Origin of the sequence: Agreia sp. Leaf335 (genome assembly GCF_001423605.1) — a bacterium.
In the GTDB taxonomy this organism is placed as follows: Bacteria; Actinomycetota; Actinomycetes; order Actinomycetales; family Microbacteriaceae; genus Agreia.
In genome coordinates, this window is record NZ_LMOQ01000001.1 from 989749 (window position 1) to 1007184 (window position 17436).

The 17436-nt window shown below is 66.0% G+C and carries 14 protein-coding genes and 1 pseudogene; 14 read left to right on the plus strand and 1 reads right to left on the minus strand.

Annotation, left to right across the window (positions count from 1 at the left end):
• Positions 1-71: 71 nt before the first annotated feature.
• The 6 genes from ASF79_RS04790 to ASF79_RS04815 all read left to right on the plus strand — a co-directional run bounded on the left by ASF79_RS04790 (position 72) and on the right by ASF79_RS04815 (position 8409).
• Positions 72-2123 carry a beta-galactosidase gene (locus tag ASF79_RS04790; protein WP_082495675.1) on the plus strand — a complete coding sequence of 684 codons (2052 nt, stop codon included), beginning with the start codon at positions 72-74 and terminating at the stop codon, positions 2121-2123.
• A gap of 3 nt (positions 2124-2126) precedes the next feature.
• Positions 2127-3032, plus strand: coding sequence for a carbohydrate ABC transporter permease (locus ASF79_RS04795; RefSeq protein ID WP_055774784.1), 906 nt, complete (start codon positions 2127-2129; stop codon positions 3030-3032).
• Entirely contained in the window at positions 3029-3892 is an 864-nt protein-coding gene (locus ASF79_RS04800; RefSeq protein ID WP_055774781.1) for a carbohydrate ABC transporter permease, read from the plus strand. The genes ASF79_RS04795 and ASF79_RS04800 overlap by 4 nt, the downstream gene beginning before the upstream one ends.
• Before the next feature lie 56 nt (positions 3893-3948).
• A complete protein-coding gene (locus ASF79_RS04805) occupies positions 3949-5286 on the plus strand; it encodes an ABC transporter substrate-binding protein (RefSeq protein WP_055774778.1) in 1338 nt (445 codons plus the stop codon).
• Positions 5287-5288: 2 nt separating this feature from the next.
• Positions 5289-7427: an alpha-galactosidase gene (locus ASF79_RS04810; protein ID WP_055852436.1), complete on the plus strand. Its 2139-nt coding sequence runs from the start codon at positions 5289-5291 to the stop codon at positions 7425-7427.
• Positions 7428-7491: 64 nt separating this feature from the next.
• Positions 7492-8409, plus strand: coding sequence for a tyrosine recombinase XerC (locus ASF79_RS04815; protein ID WP_055774775.1), 918 nt, complete (start codon positions 7492-7494; stop codon positions 8407-8409).
• Between the two features lie 148 nt (positions 8410-8557).
• On the opposite strand, the pseudogene ASF79_RS17025 reads toward ASF79_RS04815, so the two are convergent.
• A pseudogene (locus ASF79_RS17025) lies at positions 8558-8959 on the minus strand (M23 family metallopeptidase); the annotation flags it as partial.
• 132 nt (positions 8960-9091) lie between these two features.
• Here ASF79_RS17025 and ASF79_RS04825 point away from each other — a divergent pair.
• The 8 genes from ASF79_RS04825 to ASF79_RS04860 all read left to right on the plus strand — a co-directional run bounded on the left by ASF79_RS04825 (position 9092) and on the right by ASF79_RS04860 (position 17433).
• A complete protein-coding gene (locus tag ASF79_RS04825; RefSeq protein ID WP_055852442.1) occupies positions 9092-10582 on the plus strand; it encodes a sugar porter family MFS transporter in 1491 nt (496 codons plus the stop codon).
• Positions 10583-10591: 9 nt separating this feature from the next.
• Positions 10592-11500, plus strand: a complete 909-nt coding sequence (locus tag ASF79_RS04830; RefSeq protein WP_055852445.1) for a phosphodiesterase — start codon at positions 10592-10594, stop codon at positions 11498-11500.
• Between the two features lie 254 nt (positions 11501-11754).
• A complete protein-coding gene (rpsB, locus tag ASF79_RS04835) occupies positions 11755-12789 on the plus strand; it encodes a 30S ribosomal protein S2 (RefSeq protein WP_055774760.1) in 1035 nt (344 codons plus the stop codon).
• Positions 12790-12840: 51 nt separating this feature from the next.
• Positions 12841-13668, plus strand: a complete 828-nt coding sequence (tsf, locus tag ASF79_RS04840) for a translation elongation factor Ts (RefSeq protein WP_055852448.1) — start codon at positions 12841-12843, stop codon at positions 13666-13668.
• A gap of 121 nt (positions 13669-13789) precedes the next feature.
• Positions 13790-15085: an LCP family protein gene (locus tag ASF79_RS04845; protein WP_156366163.1), complete on the plus strand. Its 1296-nt coding sequence runs from the start codon at positions 13790-13792 to the stop codon at positions 15083-15085.
• A 50-nt stretch (positions 15086-15135) separates the two neighbouring features.
• Positions 15136-15861, plus strand: a complete 726-nt coding sequence (gene pyrH / locus ASF79_RS04850; RefSeq protein ID WP_055774752.1) for a UMP kinase — start codon at positions 15136-15138, stop codon at positions 15859-15861.
• 48 nt (positions 15862-15909) lie between these two features.
• Positions 15910-16464, plus strand: coding sequence for a ribosome recycling factor (frr, locus tag ASF79_RS04855; RefSeq protein WP_055774749.1), 555 nt, complete (start codon positions 15910-15912; stop codon positions 16462-16464).
• A gap of 9 nt (positions 16465-16473) precedes the next feature.
• On the plus strand, positions 16474-17433 hold the full coding sequence (locus tag ASF79_RS04860; RefSeq protein WP_235500632.1) for a phosphatidate cytidylyltransferase: 960 nt from the start codon (positions 16474-16476) through the stop codon (positions 17431-17433).
• Positions 17434-17436 lie beyond the last annotated feature (3 nt).

Below are 17436 nucleotides of genomic sequence, written 5' to 3' on the forward strand. Positions count from 1 at the left end.
GACAAATCTGGGAGCGTTCCCAGACGGCGCGGCCGCGGGATCGAGCATGAACTGACAATGGAGCCCGTACCGTGAGCGAGACCGCAGTAGCCACCCTGATCGATGGCGACGTCTCCGCGTTCACTTTCGGTTGCGACTACAACCCCGAGCAGTGGAGTCGAGAGACCTGGCTCGAGGACGCCCGCCTGATGAACGAGGCCGGCGTGACGCTGGTGGCGCTGAACATCTTCGGCTGGGCGCAGCTCGAACCCGTGCGGGGCAGCTACGACTTCGACGCGCTCGACACGATCATCCAGATCCTCCACGAGCACGGCATCGGCATCAACCTCGGCACGGCGACGGCCAGCCCGCCGCCGTGGTTCAGCGCCGACTACCCCGAATCGTTGCCCATGATGGCCGACGGCACGACGCGCGAATTCGGCGGACGCCAGGCGTTCTGCCCGAGCTCTCCCGCCTACCGGGAGCACGCGCTCGCGCTCGTCGAGAAGATCGCCGAGCGCTACGGCGCGCATCCGGCCGTGCGTCTGTGGCACGTCTCCAACGAGATCGGATGTCACAACGCGCACTGCTATTGCGCCATCTCCTCCGTCGCCTTCCGTGGTTGGCTCGAGGAGCGCTACGGCAGCATCGACGAGCTGAACGCCGCATGGGGCACCTCGTTCTGGAGCCAGCGCTACGCGTCGTGGGAGCACATCCGCACGCCCCGGCTCACGGTATCGACCGGAAATCCGGGCCAGGCGCTCGACTTCATGCGATTCAGCTCGGATGAACTGCTGGCCCACTACAAGGCAGAGCAGGCGATCCTCCGCAGGCACAGCTCGTCGCCGATCACGACGAACTTCATGGTCACGGCGCACATCCGCAATCAGGACTACTGGGCCTGGGCGCCTCACATGGATGTCATCGCCAACGACCACTACCTCGACCATCGTCTGGGCGACCCGCGATCAGAGCTGTCGTTCGCGGCGGATGCGACGCGCGGCCTGGCCGGCGGACGCCCGTGGATGCTCATGGAGCAGGCGACTTCGGCGGTCAACTGGCAGCCCCTCAATATCGCCAAGGCGCCCGGCGAGATGATCCGCAACACCCTCAGCCACGTCGCCCGCGGCGCCGATGGCATCAGCTTCTTCCAGTGGAGGGCTTCGCTGCAGGGCAGCGAGAAGTTCCATTCGGCGATGCTGCCCCATGCGGGAACGGATTCGATGCTCTGGCGCGAGGTCGTCGAGCTGGGGGACATCCTGGCGAATCTGGCCGAGGTGACCGGCAGCGTCGTCGACGCCGACGTGGCCATCGTCTTCGACTGGCAGGCATGGTGGGCCACCGACCTCGACTCGCATCCGTCGGTCGAGGTGCGCTACCTGGCCCAGGTGCACGCCGCATACAACGCCCTCCTCGGCGCGGGCATCACGGTCGACATCGTGGCCCCGGGCGCTCCCGTCGACAGCTACGCGCTCGTCGTCGTACCTAGCCTCTACAGCGTCACGGATGCCGCGGCTCAGGTTCTCGCCGACTATGTGGCGGCCGGTGGGCACGCCGTCGTGACCTTCTTCAGCGGAATCGTCGACGAGCACGACCGGGTGCGCCCCGGCGGCTATCCCGGCGCCTTCCGCGAACTCCTCGGCGTGCGGGGCGAGGAGTTCGTTCCGCTTCACCCGTCGACCGTTCTCGAACTGAACGACGGACAGAGTGCACGCCTGTGGTCGGAGCGGCTGCGCCTCGAGGGCGCAGAGGCTGTCTCCGTCTTCACGAACGGGCCCGTTCCCGGTGTCGCCGCCGTCACCCGCAACGCGTTCGGCGACGGGGTCGCCTGGTACCTCGCGACGGCCCTCGACGAGGAGTCCCTCGCCGCGACGCTCGTTCGCGCCGCCGGAGACGCCGGCGTCGCGGTGACCGCGGGCCACCCGGCCGGGGTGGAGATCGTGCGTCGGGTCGGAGAATCCGGCAGCTGGGTCTTCATCATCAACCACACGAATGCCGCGTTCGAGTACCGAACGCAGGGCATCGAGATCCTCACGGGCGCCGAGATCGGCGTGCCCGCGTCAGCTACGAACGAGACCGCGCGGATCGGCACGCTCGACGTGCCGGCCGGCACGGTGCGCGTCGTGAGAGAGAGCAGGAACTAAGAAGTGACGACCACCTCGGTGCCGCGGCTGAAAGCCCGCCGCACGCCCGTCAAGCACAAGAGGGCGATTGCGATCTTCCTCGCTCCCTTCGCCGTGCTCTTCGCCGCGTTCTACCTGTTGCCGATCGGCTGGGCGATCGGCCAGTCCCTGCTCGTCGTCGAGCGCGACGGTACGTTCGGCAAGCCCGTCGAGGTGTTCGGCGGCCTCACCCAGTACATCCTGGTGTTCCAGAACGAGGCGTTCTGGGCATCCGTCGGCCGCGTCGCGCTCTTCGGCGTGGTGCAGGTGCCGGTGATGCTCGGGTTCGCACTCGTGCTCGCGCTGCTGCTCGACTCGCCACTCGTGAAGGGCAAGAAGTTCTTCCGGCTGGCCTTCTTCGTGCCGTATGCCGTTCCCGGCGTCATCGCGGCCATCATGTGGGGCTACCTCTACTCGCCGAACCTCTCGCCCTTCGCCGCCTTCACGTCGGGCTTCGACCTGCTGGCGCCCGAGACGGTGCTCTGGTCGATCGCGAACGTGGTCACGTGGGTCTACGTCGGCTACAACATGCTCATCATCTACTCGGCGTTGCTCGCTCTGCCCACCGAGATCTTCGAGGCGGCCAGGCTCGACGGCGCGAACCAGCTGCAGATCGCCCTCTCGATCAAGATCCCGCTCGTGATGCCGGCGATCGTGCTCACCGCGATCTTCTCGATCATCGGAACGCTCCAGTTGCTCGCCGAGCCGCAGGTGTTCCGCAGCTTCACCTCGTCGGTGTCGAGCACCTTCACGCCCAACATCGCGGTCTACACGACCTCCGCCGTTCCGAACGTGAGCCTGGCCGCCGCGATGAGCGTGGTTCTGGCCATCGCGACCTTCGTCATGTCGTTCGTCTTCTTGAAATTCACCCAGCGTAAGGGCGACAAATGAGCCAGATTTCTGCCGGAGCTCCCAAAGAGAAGCTCGCGTCGCGCACCGCGGCCATGATCGTGATGGGCGTCTCGACGCTCTACTTCCTGGTGCCGATCTGGTGGCTGTTCATCGGCTCGACCAAGTCGCGCGAGCAGTTCTCGAGCACGGCCGGTCTGTGGTTCGCCGACTTCAACCTGTTCACCAACATCGGCGACCTGTTCGCCTACAACGACGGCGTCTACCTCCGCTGGATGCTGAACAGCATCATCTACGCGAGCTTCGGAGCGCTGCTCGGAACGCTCTTCGCCGCGATGTGCGGCTACGCGCTCGCCAAGTACCGGTTTCCCGGCCGAGAGCTGATCTTCAACACCGTGCTCGGCGGTGTCCTCGTTCCGGCCACCGCGCTGGCGCTGCCGCTGTTCCTGATCTTCAGCCAGTTCAACGCGACCAACACGTTCTGGTCGGTGTTCCTGCCGAGCATCGTGAGCCCGTTCGGCGTATACCTCGCTCGCATCTTCGCCGCGGCGAGTGTGCCGGACGAGCTGCTCGAAGCCGCGCGGCTCGATGGCGCGGGCGAGGTGCGCACCTTCTTCTCGGTCTCTCGCCGCCTCATGACTCCGGCGCTCGTCACGATCTTCCTCTTCCAGTTCGTGGCCATCTGGAACAACTTCTTCCTGCCGCTCATCATGCTGCGCGACCAGACGCTGTTCCCCGTCACCCTCGGCCTCTACACCTGGAACTCGCAGGTCAACCAGATCCCCGAGATCCGCACCTTCGTCATCATCGGGGCCTTCCTGTCGATCATCCCGCTGATCATCGCCTTCCTCAGCCTCCAGCGCTTCTGGCGCGGAGGGCTGGGGGCCGGCAGCGTCAAGTAGCCGCTGCCACCCGCACGACCCCTCACCACAGAACCGCACAGTCAAAGGAAGAGAAAATGCATATCAAAAACAGCAAGCGCATCGTGGCGCTCGGTGTTCTCGCGGCTATCAGCCTCACGGGATGCGCCGCAGGCGGCAGTGGCGGAAGCGCCGGCGGCAGCGACGCCGCCGCGTGTGCTCCGAGCGACGGCAAGGTCGAACTGAGCTACACATCGTGGATCCCCGGAATCGATAAGGTCGTCGACATCTGGAACAAGGAGAACCCCGACATTCAGGTCACCGTCCAGACGGGCCCGAACGGCAACGGCGGCACCTACAAGAACTTCTTCAATCAGCTGAGTGCCGGCAACGCCCCCGACCTCGGTCAGATCGAGTACGACGCTCTGCCGAACTTCCGCGTGCAGGACGGCCTCACGAACATCGCCTCGTGCAAGAACGTCACCGAGAGCAAAGACGACTTCATCGACTGGACCTGGAACCAGGTGACCTTCGGAGAGAAGGACTCGGTCTACGCGATCCCGCAGGACACCGGCCCCATGGCCATGTACTACCGCAAGGATCTGTTCGAGAAGGCCGGCATCGCCGTGCCGACCACCTGGGACGAGTACGCCGAGGCCGCGAAGACCATCCGCACGCAGGGCGGCTACATCACCAACTTCCCGCAGAACGACGTGAACTGGTTCGCCGGTCTCGTCTGGCAGGCAGACGGTCGTTGGTTCTCGAACGACGGTGACAAGTGGGACGTCACCCTCACCTCGCCCGAGTCCGAGAAGGTCGCCGACTACTGGCAGGGCCTCATCTCCACCGACCTCGTCTCCAAGGTTCCGGCCTGGACCGACGAGTGGAACAACGCCTACAACACGGGCAGCGACTGGACCTGGATCTCGGCCGTCTGGGGAGCCAACTCGATCTCGAGCGGCGCCCCCGACACATCCGGCAACTGGGCCGTTGCGCCGATGCCGCAGTGGAAGGCCGGCGAGAACAAGGCAGGCAACTGGGGCGGTTCGTCCACGGCCGTGCTCAAGGGCTCGAAGCACCCCTACGAGGCGGCGCAGTTCGCTCTCTGGCTCAACACCTCCGACGAGGCCCTCACGGCTCTGAACAAGGAAGCCAATCTCTACCCCGCGACGAAGGCCGGACTCAAGCTGCCCGTGCTCGGCGACGGCGTCGACTTCTACGGCGGACAGAAGATCTACGACACGTTCGCGACCGCTGCGAACGAGACCAACTCCGACTTCGTCTGGGGTCCCACGATGACGCAGACCTACGGTGACGTCGCAGACGGCTTCGGTGAGGTGCTGGGTGGCACCGGGACGCTGACCGACGCGTTGAAGACGGGTCAGAAGAAGACCATCGACGCCCTCGACGCGGCTGCGATCCCCGTCAACAAGTGAGCATGATCCACCACCTCCGTGCCGCGGGCACCAGCTTCGTGCTGGACGCCCGCGGCACGGCCGTGCCCGCCGTTATTCATTTCGGGGCCGATCTGGGCGAACTCGACCAGCACGCCCTGCAGAACCTCGCCGAGGCGCAGAGACCGGCCATCGGCCCCAGCTCCATCGACTCGCCTCTCACGCAGCGGATCGTTCCCCTGATGGCCGACGGGTGGTCGGGCAGGCCCGGCCTCGCCGGCTATCACGAAGGCACGCCGATCTCCACACTCGGCGTGCAGCACACGGCGTCGCTCCGCCTCAGAGAGACGCGGCACGCAGGCCTCAATCTCTCCCTCGTTCTCGAGACGATCCCGCCGGTCGTCGGCGAACCGGATGCGACGGCTCTCGTCGCCGAGATCGACATCGAGATGTCGGCGCAGGGTGTCGTGCGCCAGCGGCTCAGCGTGCGCAACGAGGGATCGAGCGTGTATTCGCTGGCCTCCCTCGACGCCACCCTTCCTGTGCCCGCGAGGGCGCGAGAGCTGCTCGACTTCACCGGTCGCTGGCCCCGGGAACGTCAACCGCAACGCCACGATCTCGGCGTGGGAACGTGGACCAGAGACAGCCGGCACGGCAGGCCCGGCCACGACGCGGCATTCCTGCTCGTAGCCGGCACCCCGGGCTTCGGTTTTCGGCACGGAGAGATCTGGGGTTCTCATCTCGCCTGGAGCGGTGACCAGCGTCTGTGGGCGGAGGCATCGGCCACCGGCCACTCTCTCGTGGGCGCCGGCGAACTCATCGAACCGGGAGAGGTGCGCCTGGCCACGGGGGAGACCTACCGCTCTCCCTGGCTCGTCTCCGCGTGGTCGGCGAACGGTCTCGACGGCCTCGCCGAGCGCCTTCACGGCTTTCTCCGCTCGAAGCGCCCCCTCGGCGAGCGCAAGCTCATGCTGAACACATGGGAGGCCGTGTACTTCGACCACGATCTCGCGAAGCTGACCCGCTTGGCCGAGACGGCCGCCAGCGTGGGCGTGGAGCGCTTCGTGCTCGACGACGGCTGGATGACGGGCCGCACCGACGACCGACGTGCGCTCGGAGACTGGGTCGTCGACGCATCCAAGTGGCCCGACGGGCTGCACACCCTGATCGAGAGAGTCCACGGACTCGGCATGGACTTCGGCCTGTGGGTCGAGCCCGAGATGGTGAGCGTCGACTCCGACGTGTTCCGCGCCCACCCCGAGTGGGTGCTGTCGGCCGGGAACGCCGAGCTGCCGCAATCGTGGCGCTTTCAGCAGGCGCTCGACCTGTCGAACCCGGAGGCCTTCGCGCACGTGCTCGGCCAGCTCTCCGCTCTTCTCGACGAGTACCCGATCGCCTATCTGAAGTGGGATCAGAACCGCGACCTGCTCGGCGGCTCGGCCCACCGACAGACGCTCGCCTGCTATCGGCTCATGGACGCGCTTCGAGCGCAGCATCCGACGCTCGAGATCGAGTCGTGTTCGTCGGGCGGCGCACGTGTCGACCTCGGCGTGCTGGAGCGCACCGACCGCGTCTGGCCGAGCGACACCAACGACTCGCTGGAGCGTCAGTCGATCTACCGTTACACGGCGGGTCTCGTGCCGCCGGAGTTCCTCGGCGTGCACCTCGGTGCCCCGACCGCGCACACGACCGGTCGCAGCCACGAGCTCAGCTTCCGGCTCGCGACCGCACTGTTCGGCCACGCCGGTATCGAGTGGGATCTGACGACCGCCAGCGAGACAGAGCTCGACGCCATCCGCGTCTGGGCCTCGCTCTATCGCGAGCAGCGGGCGCTTCTGCACTCGGGCGTGCTGGTGCGAGCCGATGACGTCGATCCGGCCCGTCAGCTGCACGGCATCGTGGCGGCGGATGCGATGGCCGCGATCTTCTCGGTGGTCACGGTCGCCGCGACTCGCGACTCGGCCGTGGCGCCGGTGAGGTTCCCCGGTCTGCACCCGGATCTCGTGTACCGGGTTCGGGCGGTGAAGCTCGGCGAGTGGCCCCGCGTCCTGCAGGATGCTCCGCCTCCCTGGTGGGTTCACGGCGGCGTCACCCTGTCGGGTCGTGTTCTCGGCGAGCTCGGTCTGACCATGCCGTTGCTCCTGCCCGAGCAGGCGCTCGTTCTGCACCTGGCGGCCGTCTGACAATCGGCGTGCTGCAGCGGGTGGCCTGCGCGCGAATCCGTGCCGAAGGCGGCATGCTGAAGGCATGCAGCTGGAACGCGCGATCGACGACTTCGTGTCGTATCTCGTGGGCGAGCGCGGCTACTCGCCGCATACCGTGCGTGCATACCGCTCGGATCTCGCCGCGCTGGCCTCCTTCGCCGTACTCAAGACGATCGACGACACCGACGAGCTGACGCTCGAGGTCTACCGGGACTGGCTGTGGGCCGCCTCGCAGTCCGGGCTCTCGAAGGCCACCCTGGCGAGGCGGTCGGCCACGGCCAAGAGCTTCTCGGCCTGGCTCTCTCGCTCGACGGAGAAGACCACCGACGCCGCCTCGAGGCTTCGGGCGCCCAAACCCGATCGCAGTCTTCCCCGCGTTCTCTCGAGAGAGGCGATGGACACGGTGCTCGACTCCCTGGCGGCTCGCGCCGTCGATGGTGAGCCGGTCGCTCTTCGCGACCTGGCCATCGTCGAGCTGCTCTACGCATCGGCGCTGCGCGTCTCCGAACTCGTGGGCATCGATACCGGCGATCTCGATCTCGATCGACGCACGGTGCGCGTCTTGGGAAAGGGCAGCAAGGAACGCGTCGTTCCCTTCGGCCAGCCCGCTCATCTCGCCGTGGCCGACTATCTGCAGCGAGGGCGGCCCGCGCTGGCGGCGCGAGCGAGCGACGGCGCCGCTTCGTCGGCCGTCTATCTCGGCGCTCGCGGAGCGCGTCTCGGTGCTCGTTCGGTCTACGCGATCGTCTCGAAACTGCTGCTGGATGTTCCGGGCTCGGGCCCGGAGGGGCCTCACGCATTCAGACACACGGCAGCGACCCACCTGCTCGACGGCGGTGCGGATCTGCGGGCCGTGCAGGAGATGCTCGGTCACGCGAGCCTCGGCACGACCCAGATCTACACCCATGTGACGACCGAGAGGCTGCGCGAGACCTACCGTCAGGCGCACCCGCGGGCCTGACCCGCGGCATCCGCTGGTCGACCCCGCCGATGTCGGCACGCGACACCGGCAGCAGCACCGCTCTCGGGCGTGCTTCGAGCAGCAGAAGGGGCGAGATGTAGCGGCCGGCGTGCCGAACGCCGAAGTGCAGGCACGATTCGGCGCAGTGCATCGTGGCGGCCACCGTGCCGATCTGCTGTCCGCGAGTCACCCGGTCGCCCTTCTTGAGCGTGCTCTCGACCGGTTCGTAGCTCGAGATCAGATCGCCGAAGTGAGCGATCGACAGGACCGAACGATCCACCACGCGTCCGGAGAAGTGGACGGTTCCTGCTTCGGGTGCGACGACGACCGTGCCCGGAGGTGCCGCGAGATCGATGCCTCGATGACCGGGGGAGTAGTCGTCGACAGGTTGCTGCCACTCTCGGACGATGACGTGGGGCTGGATGAGGGGCCAACCCCAGGCAGGCGCGGCGGAGATCGGCGACGACGCGACGAGCGCCTGGACGACGATGACCGGCGCGAGAAGGACCGCGCGCTGTCGCAGAGGAAGGTGACTACCGAACCGACGCATAGAGTCCAGCCTGTCAAGGGGGACAGCAAGGACAGGCAGGATGCCCCGAACGGGGGAGAGTTCGTGCCAAGATCGTTCTGTTAGGGACAGCGTCGTGACGCGCGCACTGTCGGTCACAAGAGGGAGCAGATCATGGCAACCAGCGGGGGCGCAGGGCAGACGGACACCGACGTGAAAACCGATAAGAAGCTCAGGCGCAAGGTCATCGCGCTCGCGGCCGCCGGAGCCATCGGCGGCTTCCTCTTCGGATTCGATTCCTCCGTCGTCAACGGCGCGGTCGACGCCATTCAAGACGAATTCAGCCTCACGGCGGCCTTCACCGGCTTCGCCGTCGCATCCGCTCTTCTCGGCTGTGCCGTCGGCGCCTACGTCGCCGGTCGCCTCGCCGATCGTCTCGGCCGCATCCCGGTCATGCTCATCGGCGCCGTGCTCTTCCTGGTGAGCTCGCTCGGCTCCGGCTTCGCCTTCGCCGCGTGGGATCTCACCATCTGGCGCCTCGTCGGCGGTCTCGGCATCGGTATCGCCTCCGTCATCGCCCCGGCCTACATCTCCGAGATCGCCCCGAAGGCGATCCGAGGCAGCCTCGCCTCGCTGCAGCAGCTCGCGATCACCATCGGTATCTTCACCGCGTTGCTCTCTGACGCCATCCTGGCCAATGTTGCCGGGGGCGCGAGCGAGGTCTTCTTCCTGGGTCTCGACGCCTGGCGGTGGATGTTCCTCGTGTGCGCCGTGCCCGCCATCGTCTACGGCCTCGTCGCTCTCAAGCTCCCCGAGTCGCCCCGCTATCTGCTGATGACCGACAAGAAAGAGAAGGCCACGAAGGTGCTGGCCTCGATCACGCCGGCCAACCAGCTCGACAAGGCCGTCGCAGACATCGAAGCCGGTATTCGCGAAGACGCAGCCAATGCCGACAAGGGCTCTCTGCGAGGAAAGCGTTTCGGACTTCTGCCCATCGTCTGGGTGGGCATCATCCTCTCGATGCTGCAGCAGCTCGTGGGTATCAACGTGATCTTCTACTACTCGACCACCCTGTGGTCGAGCGTGGGCTTCAAAGAGAGCGACTCTCTCACCATCTCGGTCATCACCTCGGTCACGAACGTGGCCGTCACCTTCGTCGCCATCTTCCTCGTCGACAAGGTCGGTCGACGGCCCATCCTCCTCTTCGGCTCTGTCGGTATGGCGGTGGCCCTCGGCTCGATGACGCTGGCGTTCAGCCAGGCGCAGCTCGTCGACGGCAAGCCCAGCCTCGAGGGGGCATGGGGAATCATTGCCCTCGTCGGTGCCAACCTCTTCGTCGTCGCCTTCGGTGCCTCCTGGGGCCCGCTGGTCTGGGTGCTTCTCGGCGAGATCTTCCCGACTCGCATCCGCGGTCGTGCTCTCGGAGTGGCCGCGGCCGCCCAGTGGCTCACGAACTTCGCCGTCACCATGACGTTCCCGATCATCTCGCAGGACGTCTCGTTGACCCTGGCCTACGGTCTCTATGCCGCGTTCGCCGTGCTGTCGTTCTTCTTCGTCTTCTTCAAGATCCCCGAGACGAAGGGCGTCGCCCTCGAAGAGACGGGAAGCCTGAGCGTCGTGCGCGGGCGTCGGCGCGAGAAAGACGGAGTCGGCGGCGCCAAATAGGCTGCCTCCATGCAGCTCGGTCAATACCCTCCAGCCGATCATGTGCTGGCGCACATCAGCGACACCCATTTTCTGGGCGGTGGCAGGCCCCTGTACGGCAGCATCGACACCGACGCCACGCTGTCGGCGGCGATGGCCGCACTCGAGGCCTCTCGCATCGACATCGATGCGCTGGTGTTCACCGGTGACATCGCCGACCTGGGCGAACCGGATGCGTATGACCGGGTTCGCGCGATCGTCGAGCCGGCGGCCGCGCGCATGGGCGCCGAGATCTTGTGGGTCATGGGCAACCACGACGACAGGTCGGCCTTTCGAGCCGGGCTCCTCGACGCGGGCGACGGCGACGTCTCGCACGACGCGACCCCCGTCGATCGCGTGGTCGATCTCGACGGGCTGAGAGTCATCACCCTCGACACATCGGTTCCGGGCTACCACCACGGCGAGCTGGCCTCCGAGCAACTCGACTGGCTCCGCGAGCAGCTGTCGGTCGCCGCTCCGCACGGCACGCTCCTCGCACTGCACCATCCTCCGATTCCGAGCCCCGTGGCCTACATGCAGGTTCTCGAGTTGCAGCGGCAGCACGAGCTGGCCGATGTCGTCCGAGGCAGCGACATCCGGGCGATCCTGGGCGGGCACCTCCACTATTCGACCCATGGCCTGTTCGCCGGTATTCCCGTGGCCGTCGCCGCGGCGACCTGCTACACCATGGACGTCACGGCGCCGGAGTCGACGCTGGTGGGTCGAGCTGGTGGCCAGTCGATCACTCTTGTGCACGTCTATGCCGATCAGGTGGTCCACTCGATCGTGCCGCTCGGCGATTTTCCCGTCGTCGCCCGCTTCGACAGCGACTTCACGCGCAGGCTCGAGGCTGCCGATCCGATCGAATTGCGCGAGTACTACGCCAAGCAACAGGGGTGATATAGTTTCCGGAGCACCTCGATCCGTCGGGGTGACTACGCGTGCCCGCTGACTTTTGTCACGACTCCACTCGGTCCTCCCCTCTCCCTCCTGTTCTGCAGGAGTGTGTGATCGGTGGTCGGAGGCGTGCTGGGCACCAGGAACCGTCGCCAACAGGTCGACGGTAAGAAACCGATTGACGTGTGCCTGTGGCGCGAACAGTTCGTGACGAACTGCGACGTGTGCAGCCGCCGTCGAAGAACAGGAGACGGCTCATGGCCGTTGTAACCATTCGCCAGCTGCTCGACAGCGGCGTTCACTTTGGACACCAGACCCGTCGTTGGAACCCGAAGATGAAGCGATTCATCCTCACGGAGCGCTCGGGCAGCCACATCATCGACCTGCAGCAGTCGCTGGTGCACATCGACAAGACGTACGACTATGTCAAAGAGACCGTCGCCCACGGCGGAACGGTCCTCTTCGTCGGAACCAAGAAGCAGGCTCAGGGCTCCATCGCCGAGCAGGCTCAGCGCGTCGGCCAGCCCTACGTCAACCAGCGTTGGCTCGGTGGCCTCCTCACCAACTTCCAGACGGTCTCCAAGCGTCTCGCACGCATGAAGGAACTCGAAGAGGTCGACTTCGACGACACCACGCGCGGCTACACGAAGAAAGAGCTCCTGATTCAGAAGCGCGAGCTCGTCAAGCTGCAGAAGAGCCTCGGCGGTATCCGCAACCTCACGAAGACGCCGTCGGCGATCTGGATCGTCGACACCAAGAAGGAGCACCTCGCCATCGACGAGGCGCACAAGCTCGGCATCCCCGTCATCGCGATCCTCGACACCAACTGCGACCCCGACGACGTGCAGTACCCGATCCCGGGCAACGACGACGCGATCCGCTCCGTGGGCCTGCTCACGCGCATCATCGCCGACGCTGCCGCCGAGGGTCTGATCCAGCGTCACCAGAAGCCCGAAGAGGCCGGCAACGTCTCGGCCGTCGAGCCCCTGGCCGAGTGGGAGCGCGAGCTCCTCCAGGCGTCGGAGAACCCGTCGACCGAGTCCGAGAAGATCGAGGCTGTCGACGGTCTCGTCGAGAACGCCGTCGAGTCCGACGCCACGAAGGCCGCTGTCGCCGACGTCATCGCTGCGGAGACGCCCACCGAAGAGAACGACGCAGACGCCGTCGTCGCCGAGCACGAGGCCGCCGCAGACGCGTCGATCGTTCCCGAGCACGCCGTCGAGTCCGACGCCGCGACCGAGGCCCGCCTCGAGGCCGAGGCTACCGACGCCGAGAAGACCCCCGCGAAGTAGTTCGCGCCTTCCTCGATATCTCACCTCTTTAGTCAAGTAAGGAAGCACACCATGGCAGATTTCAGCCTGGCTGACCTCAAGACCCTGCGCGAGCGCCTCGGCACCGGCATGGTCGACAGCAAGAACGCACTCGTCGAAGCCGGCGGCGACCTCGAGAAGGCGACGGAGATCCTTCGCCTCAAGGGTGCCAAGTCGAACGCGAAGCGCGCCGACCGCTCCACCAGCGAAGGCCTCGTCGCGGCCAAGGAGAGCGGCAACACCGCGACCCTGATCGAGCTCGCCAGCGAGACCGACTTCGTTGCGAAGAACGACAAGTTCGTCGCTCTGGCCGACGCCGTCCTCGACGCGTCCGTCGCGGCCGGTGCCACCTCGGTCGAGGAGGCCCTCGCGGCTCCCGTGGCCGGTGGAACCGTCGCCGACCTGATCAGCAACGAGGCGGCGATCCTCGGAGAGAAGATCGAGCTCCGTCGTCTCGCCGTCGTGACCGGCGACGCGTTCGCGATCTACTTGCACAAGACCTCGAAGGATCTGCCCCCGCAGGTCGGCGTGGTCGTGGGCTACACGGGCTCGGATGCCGACACGGCTCGATCGATCGCTCAGCACATCTCGTTCGCCAACCCGGAATTCCTCGCTCGCGAGGACGTACCTGCCGAGGCAGTCGAGAACGAGCGTCGCATCGTCGAGGAGATCTCGCGTGGCGAGGGCAAGCCCGAGGCTGCCCTGCCGAAGATCATCGAGGGTCGCCTCGGTGCCTACTACAAGCAGGTCGCCCTGCTCGAGCAGGACTACGCGAAGGACAACAAGCAGCAGGTCAAGAAGGTGCTCGCCGACGCCGGTATCACCGTCTCCGGCTTCGCGCGCTTCAAGGTCGGCGCGTAACACCACGACGTCCGTTTCGACCGAAGGCCCATCCCTTGTGGGGGATGGGCCTTCGGCTGTTAAGTAGGATCGATCGTGGCCGCTCTATCGGGGTGAGCCCCAGCCTCAAGGAGACTCGCCTGTGAAGACGACGACTGCATCGCCTGTGCGCCACGCCCGAATGCCCCTGCGGGGAGCGTGGGTGCGCGTCCTCCGACTCGTGGCCATCGTGGCGGCTGTCGCCCTGGTCAGCACGGGCGGTATCGCGGCTGTCAGCGCGTGGACCTTCACCTCGAAGCTCGAGGCGAACTCCGTCGAGATCCACCCGGAGCAGAACGAGCAACAGGCGCCGCCGGCCATCGGTGCGCTCGAGGGTGGGTTCAATGTACTGGTCGTGGCGGCTGACAACGATGCGAACCAGAGTCAGGATCTCTACGGAGAACGCGACGGTGCGACTCTGAACGACGTGAACATGCTGTTGCACGTCTCTCAAGACCATAAGACGGCCGTCGCCGTCAGCTTTCCGCGAGACCTCGTCATCGCGCATCCGGAGTGCGAGAAGGGCGACGCCATGCGCGCCGCGCCCATCAACGAGGCCTGGGGTCGAGGAGGGCTCGCCTGCGTCGTCGCGACGGTCGGCAATCTCACCGGTCTCGACATCCAATACGCCGTATCGATGACCTTCGACGCCGTCATCGCCCTGACCGACTCGATCGGCGGTGTCCCGATCTGCCTCACCGGACGCGTGACGGATGAGAACGTGGTCTATCCCGATGCGAACGGGGAGCTGCAGCATCTCGACCTGCCGGCCGGCGTCACGGAGGTGCAGGGCGGCCTTGCCGCCGGATTCCTCCGCTCACGACACGGCGTCGGCGACGGCGGCGACCTCAGCCGCATCTCGTCGCAGCAGCAGTATCTCTCGTCGCTGGTGCGCAAGCTGAAGAGCAATGACACCCTGGGCGACTTCGGCAAGCTCTACTCGCTGGCGAACGTGGTCGCCGATCCGAAGTACTTCACTCTGTCGACATCGCTGACCAAGGTCGACACGATGATCTCGATGGCGCAGGCGCTGCGCACGATCGACCTGAACAACATCACCTTCGTCCAGTATCCGGGAACGACCAACGATCCCGACTTCCCGGGCAAGGTCGTGCCCACTCAAGGCGCGGCCGACACGCTGTTCGCACTGATCAAGGCCGACCAACCCTTCACCCTCGGTGCCGACTCGCAGCCGATCGGTAGCACGATCGAGCCCACGGCGCCGGCGGACCCGGCCGCTCCCGTCGATCCCGCGGCCCCCGCCGACCCCGCCGCTCCGGTCGATCCGGCGGCTCCCGCAGACCCGGCGACACCGGATGCCGGCGCACCCGCTGTACTCGACGGCGTCACCGGCTCGACGGCTCTACAGGAGACGTGCGCGGTCCCGGCGGAGGGCTAGCTCGGCAGCCCCTAAAATTGGCAGGACGAGATCGAAAGGGATCCACACTCATGACTTCATCAGAACCCCGGCGCCGGGTACTCCTCAAACTCTCTGGTGAGGCCTTCGGTGCAGGCTCCCTCGGCGTCAACCCCGACGTGGTCAGCGAATTGGCCAGGGAGATCGCCGCAGCTGCCAAGCAGGTGGAGATCGCGATCGTCGTCGGTGGAGGCAACTTCTTCCGGGGTGCCGAGCTCTCGCAGCGCGGAATGGACCGCGGTCGCGCCGACTACATGGGCATGCTGGGCACGGTGATGAATGCACTGGCGCTCCAGGACTTCCTCGAGCAGGCGGGGGCTGCGACGCGTGTGCAGTCCGCCATCTCGATGACGCAGGTCGCTGAGCCGTACATTCCGCTCCGTGCCGAGCGTCACCTCGAGAAGGGTCGTGTGGTGATCTTCGGAGCGGGAGCCGGTCTGCCTTACTTCTCGACCGACACCGTCGCAGCGCAGCGCGCTCTCGAGATCGGCGCGAACGTCGTGCTCGTCGCCAAGAACGGTGTCGACGGCGTGTACGACTCCGACCCGCGCACCAACCCCGATGCGAAGAAGATCGACAGGCTCACCTACCTCGACGCCCTGCAGCGCGAACTCAAGGTCGTCGACTCGACCGCGTTCAGCCTGTGCATGGACAACAAGATGCCGATGATGGTCTTCGGCATGCAGCCCCAGGGCAATGTGACCCGGGCCATTCTGGGCGAGCGCATCGGCACCCTGGTCAGCACGTCGCACGACTGACCGAGCACGTCGCCCTAAACTACTGAAGAACCAAAAGAAGGAGTTGCCGTGATCGCGGATGTACTGGCCGGCGCAACAGAGCGCATGAAGAAAGCCGTCGACAACACGAAGGAAGACTTCTCGAGCATTCGCACCGGGCGCGCGAACCCGGGTCTCTTCCAGAAGATCCTGGTCGACTACTACGGCACCCCGACGCCGCTCAGCCAGCTGGCCGGCCTCCAGAACCCCGAGGCGCGCACCATGCTCATCACGCCCTACGACAAGGGCGCGCTGCGCGACATCGAGCAGGCCATCCGCGACACTCCCAATCTGGGTGCCAACCCGTCGAACGACGGCAACGTCATCCGGGTCACGCTGCCCGAGCTCACCGAGGAGCGTCGCAAGGAGTACGTGAAGATCGTGCGCACGAAGGCCGAAGACGGCAAGGTGTCGCTGCGCAACATCCGGCGTAAGGCGAAAGACGAACTCGACGCGCTGAAGAGCGAGGTCGGCGACGACGAGGTGGCGCGCGCCGAGAAAGAGCTGGAGCAGCTCACCAAGTCGCACGTCGACGGCATCGACGACGCGCTGAAGCGCAAGGAAGTCGAACTCCTCGAGATCTAGGCCACACCGATGACGAACGATCCCGACACTCCCGCGTCTGAGGCGGATCCGGCGCGCAAGCATCCGGGGATGAGCCGCGCCGAGTTCGAAGCGAAGGTGCGCGAGCGCCGGGATCAGTTCGATCGGGCGAATGACAAGATCACCGCCCGCTCGGGCCGCAATCTCGTGAGCGCGATCGGCATCGGCCTGGGGCTGGGGCTGGTCATGATCTTCAGCCTGGTCTTCATCAAAGACATCTTCGTCGTCTTCGCGACGGTGCTCGTGGCATTCACCGCATTCGAACTGGCGACGGCGCTTCGTCACGCCGGCCGCGATGTTCCCCGTATTCCGAGCGTGATCGCGCCCGTCGTCGTCGTGCCCGTGTCGTTCTACTTCGGCGAGGAGTGGCAGTGGATCGCGACCATCGGCGGTGTGCTGCTGGTGGTCCTCTGGAGGTTGGCCGAGCTGGCGATTCCACGCCATCGTGCGTCGATGCGCAGCGTGGCGCTCGACATGTCCGGCGGGGTGTTCATTCAGGTCTACGTCACGTTCCTGGGCAGCATCGCGGCGCTGCTTCTGCGTAACGACGACGGCCAGTGGTGGGTCATGGCCTTCCTCATCGTCGTGGTGTCGGTCGACGTCGGCGCCTATGCGACGGGCTTGAACTTCGGCAAGCATCCGATGGCGCCGACCATCAGCCCGAAGAAGACGTGGGAGGGTTTCGCCGGATCGTTGATCTTCGGTATCGCGTCGAGCGTGCTGCTCTCGATCTTCTTGCTCGACATGCCGTGGTGGTTCGGTCTCATCCTCGGAACAGTGCTGGTGCTGACCGCGACGGCCGGCGACCTGTCAGAGTCGTTGCTGAAGCGCGATCTCGGCATCAAAGACATGAGCACGTGGCTGCCCGGACACGGCGGGTTCCTCGACCGCCTCGATTCGATCCTGCCGTCGGCCGCCGCAGCCTACGTGCTGTTCATCGTCTTCGCTTAGGCG

Excerpts from the sequence above, each read along its gene's own strand:
- pyrH (WP_055774752.1), top strand. The coding sequence starts at position 15,136 with ATGACTTCATCAGAACCCCGGCGCCGGGTACTCCTCAAACTCTCTGGT.
- ASF79_RS04825 (WP_055852442.1), top strand. The coding sequence starts at position 9,092 with ATGGCAACCAGCGGGGGCGCAGGGCAGACGGACACCGACGTGAAAACC.
- ASF79_RS04810 (WP_055852436.1), top strand. The coding sequence starts at position 5,289 with ATGATCCACCACCTCCGTGCCGCGGGCACCAGCTTCGTGCTGGACGCC.
- rpsB (WP_055774760.1), top strand. The coding sequence starts at position 11,755 with ATGGCCGTTGTAACCATTCGCCAGCTGCTCGACAGCGGCGTTCACTTT.
- ASF79_RS04805 (WP_055774778.1), top strand. The coding sequence starts at position 3,949 with ATGCATATCAAAAACAGCAAGCGCATCGTGGCGCTCGGTGTTCTCGCG.
- ASF79_RS04860 (WP_235500632.1), top strand. The coding sequence starts at position 16,474 with ATGACGAACGATCCCGACACTCCCGCGTCTGAGGCGGATCCGGCGCGC.
- ASF79_RS04800 (WP_055774781.1), top strand. The coding sequence starts at position 3,029 with ATGAGCCAGATTTCTGCCGGAGCTCCCAAAGAGAAGCTCGCGTCGCGC.
- tsf (WP_055852448.1), top strand. The coding sequence starts at position 12,841 with ATGGCAGATTTCAGCCTGGCTGACCTCAAGACCCTGCGCGAGCGCCTC.
- ASF79_RS04830 (WP_055852445.1), top strand. The coding sequence starts at position 10,592 with ATGCAGCTCGGTCAATACCCTCCAGCCGATCATGTGCTGGCGCACATC.
- ASF79_RS04815 (WP_055774775.1), top strand. The coding sequence starts at position 7,492 with ATGCAGCTGGAACGCGCGATCGACGACTTCGTGTCGTATCTCGTGGGC.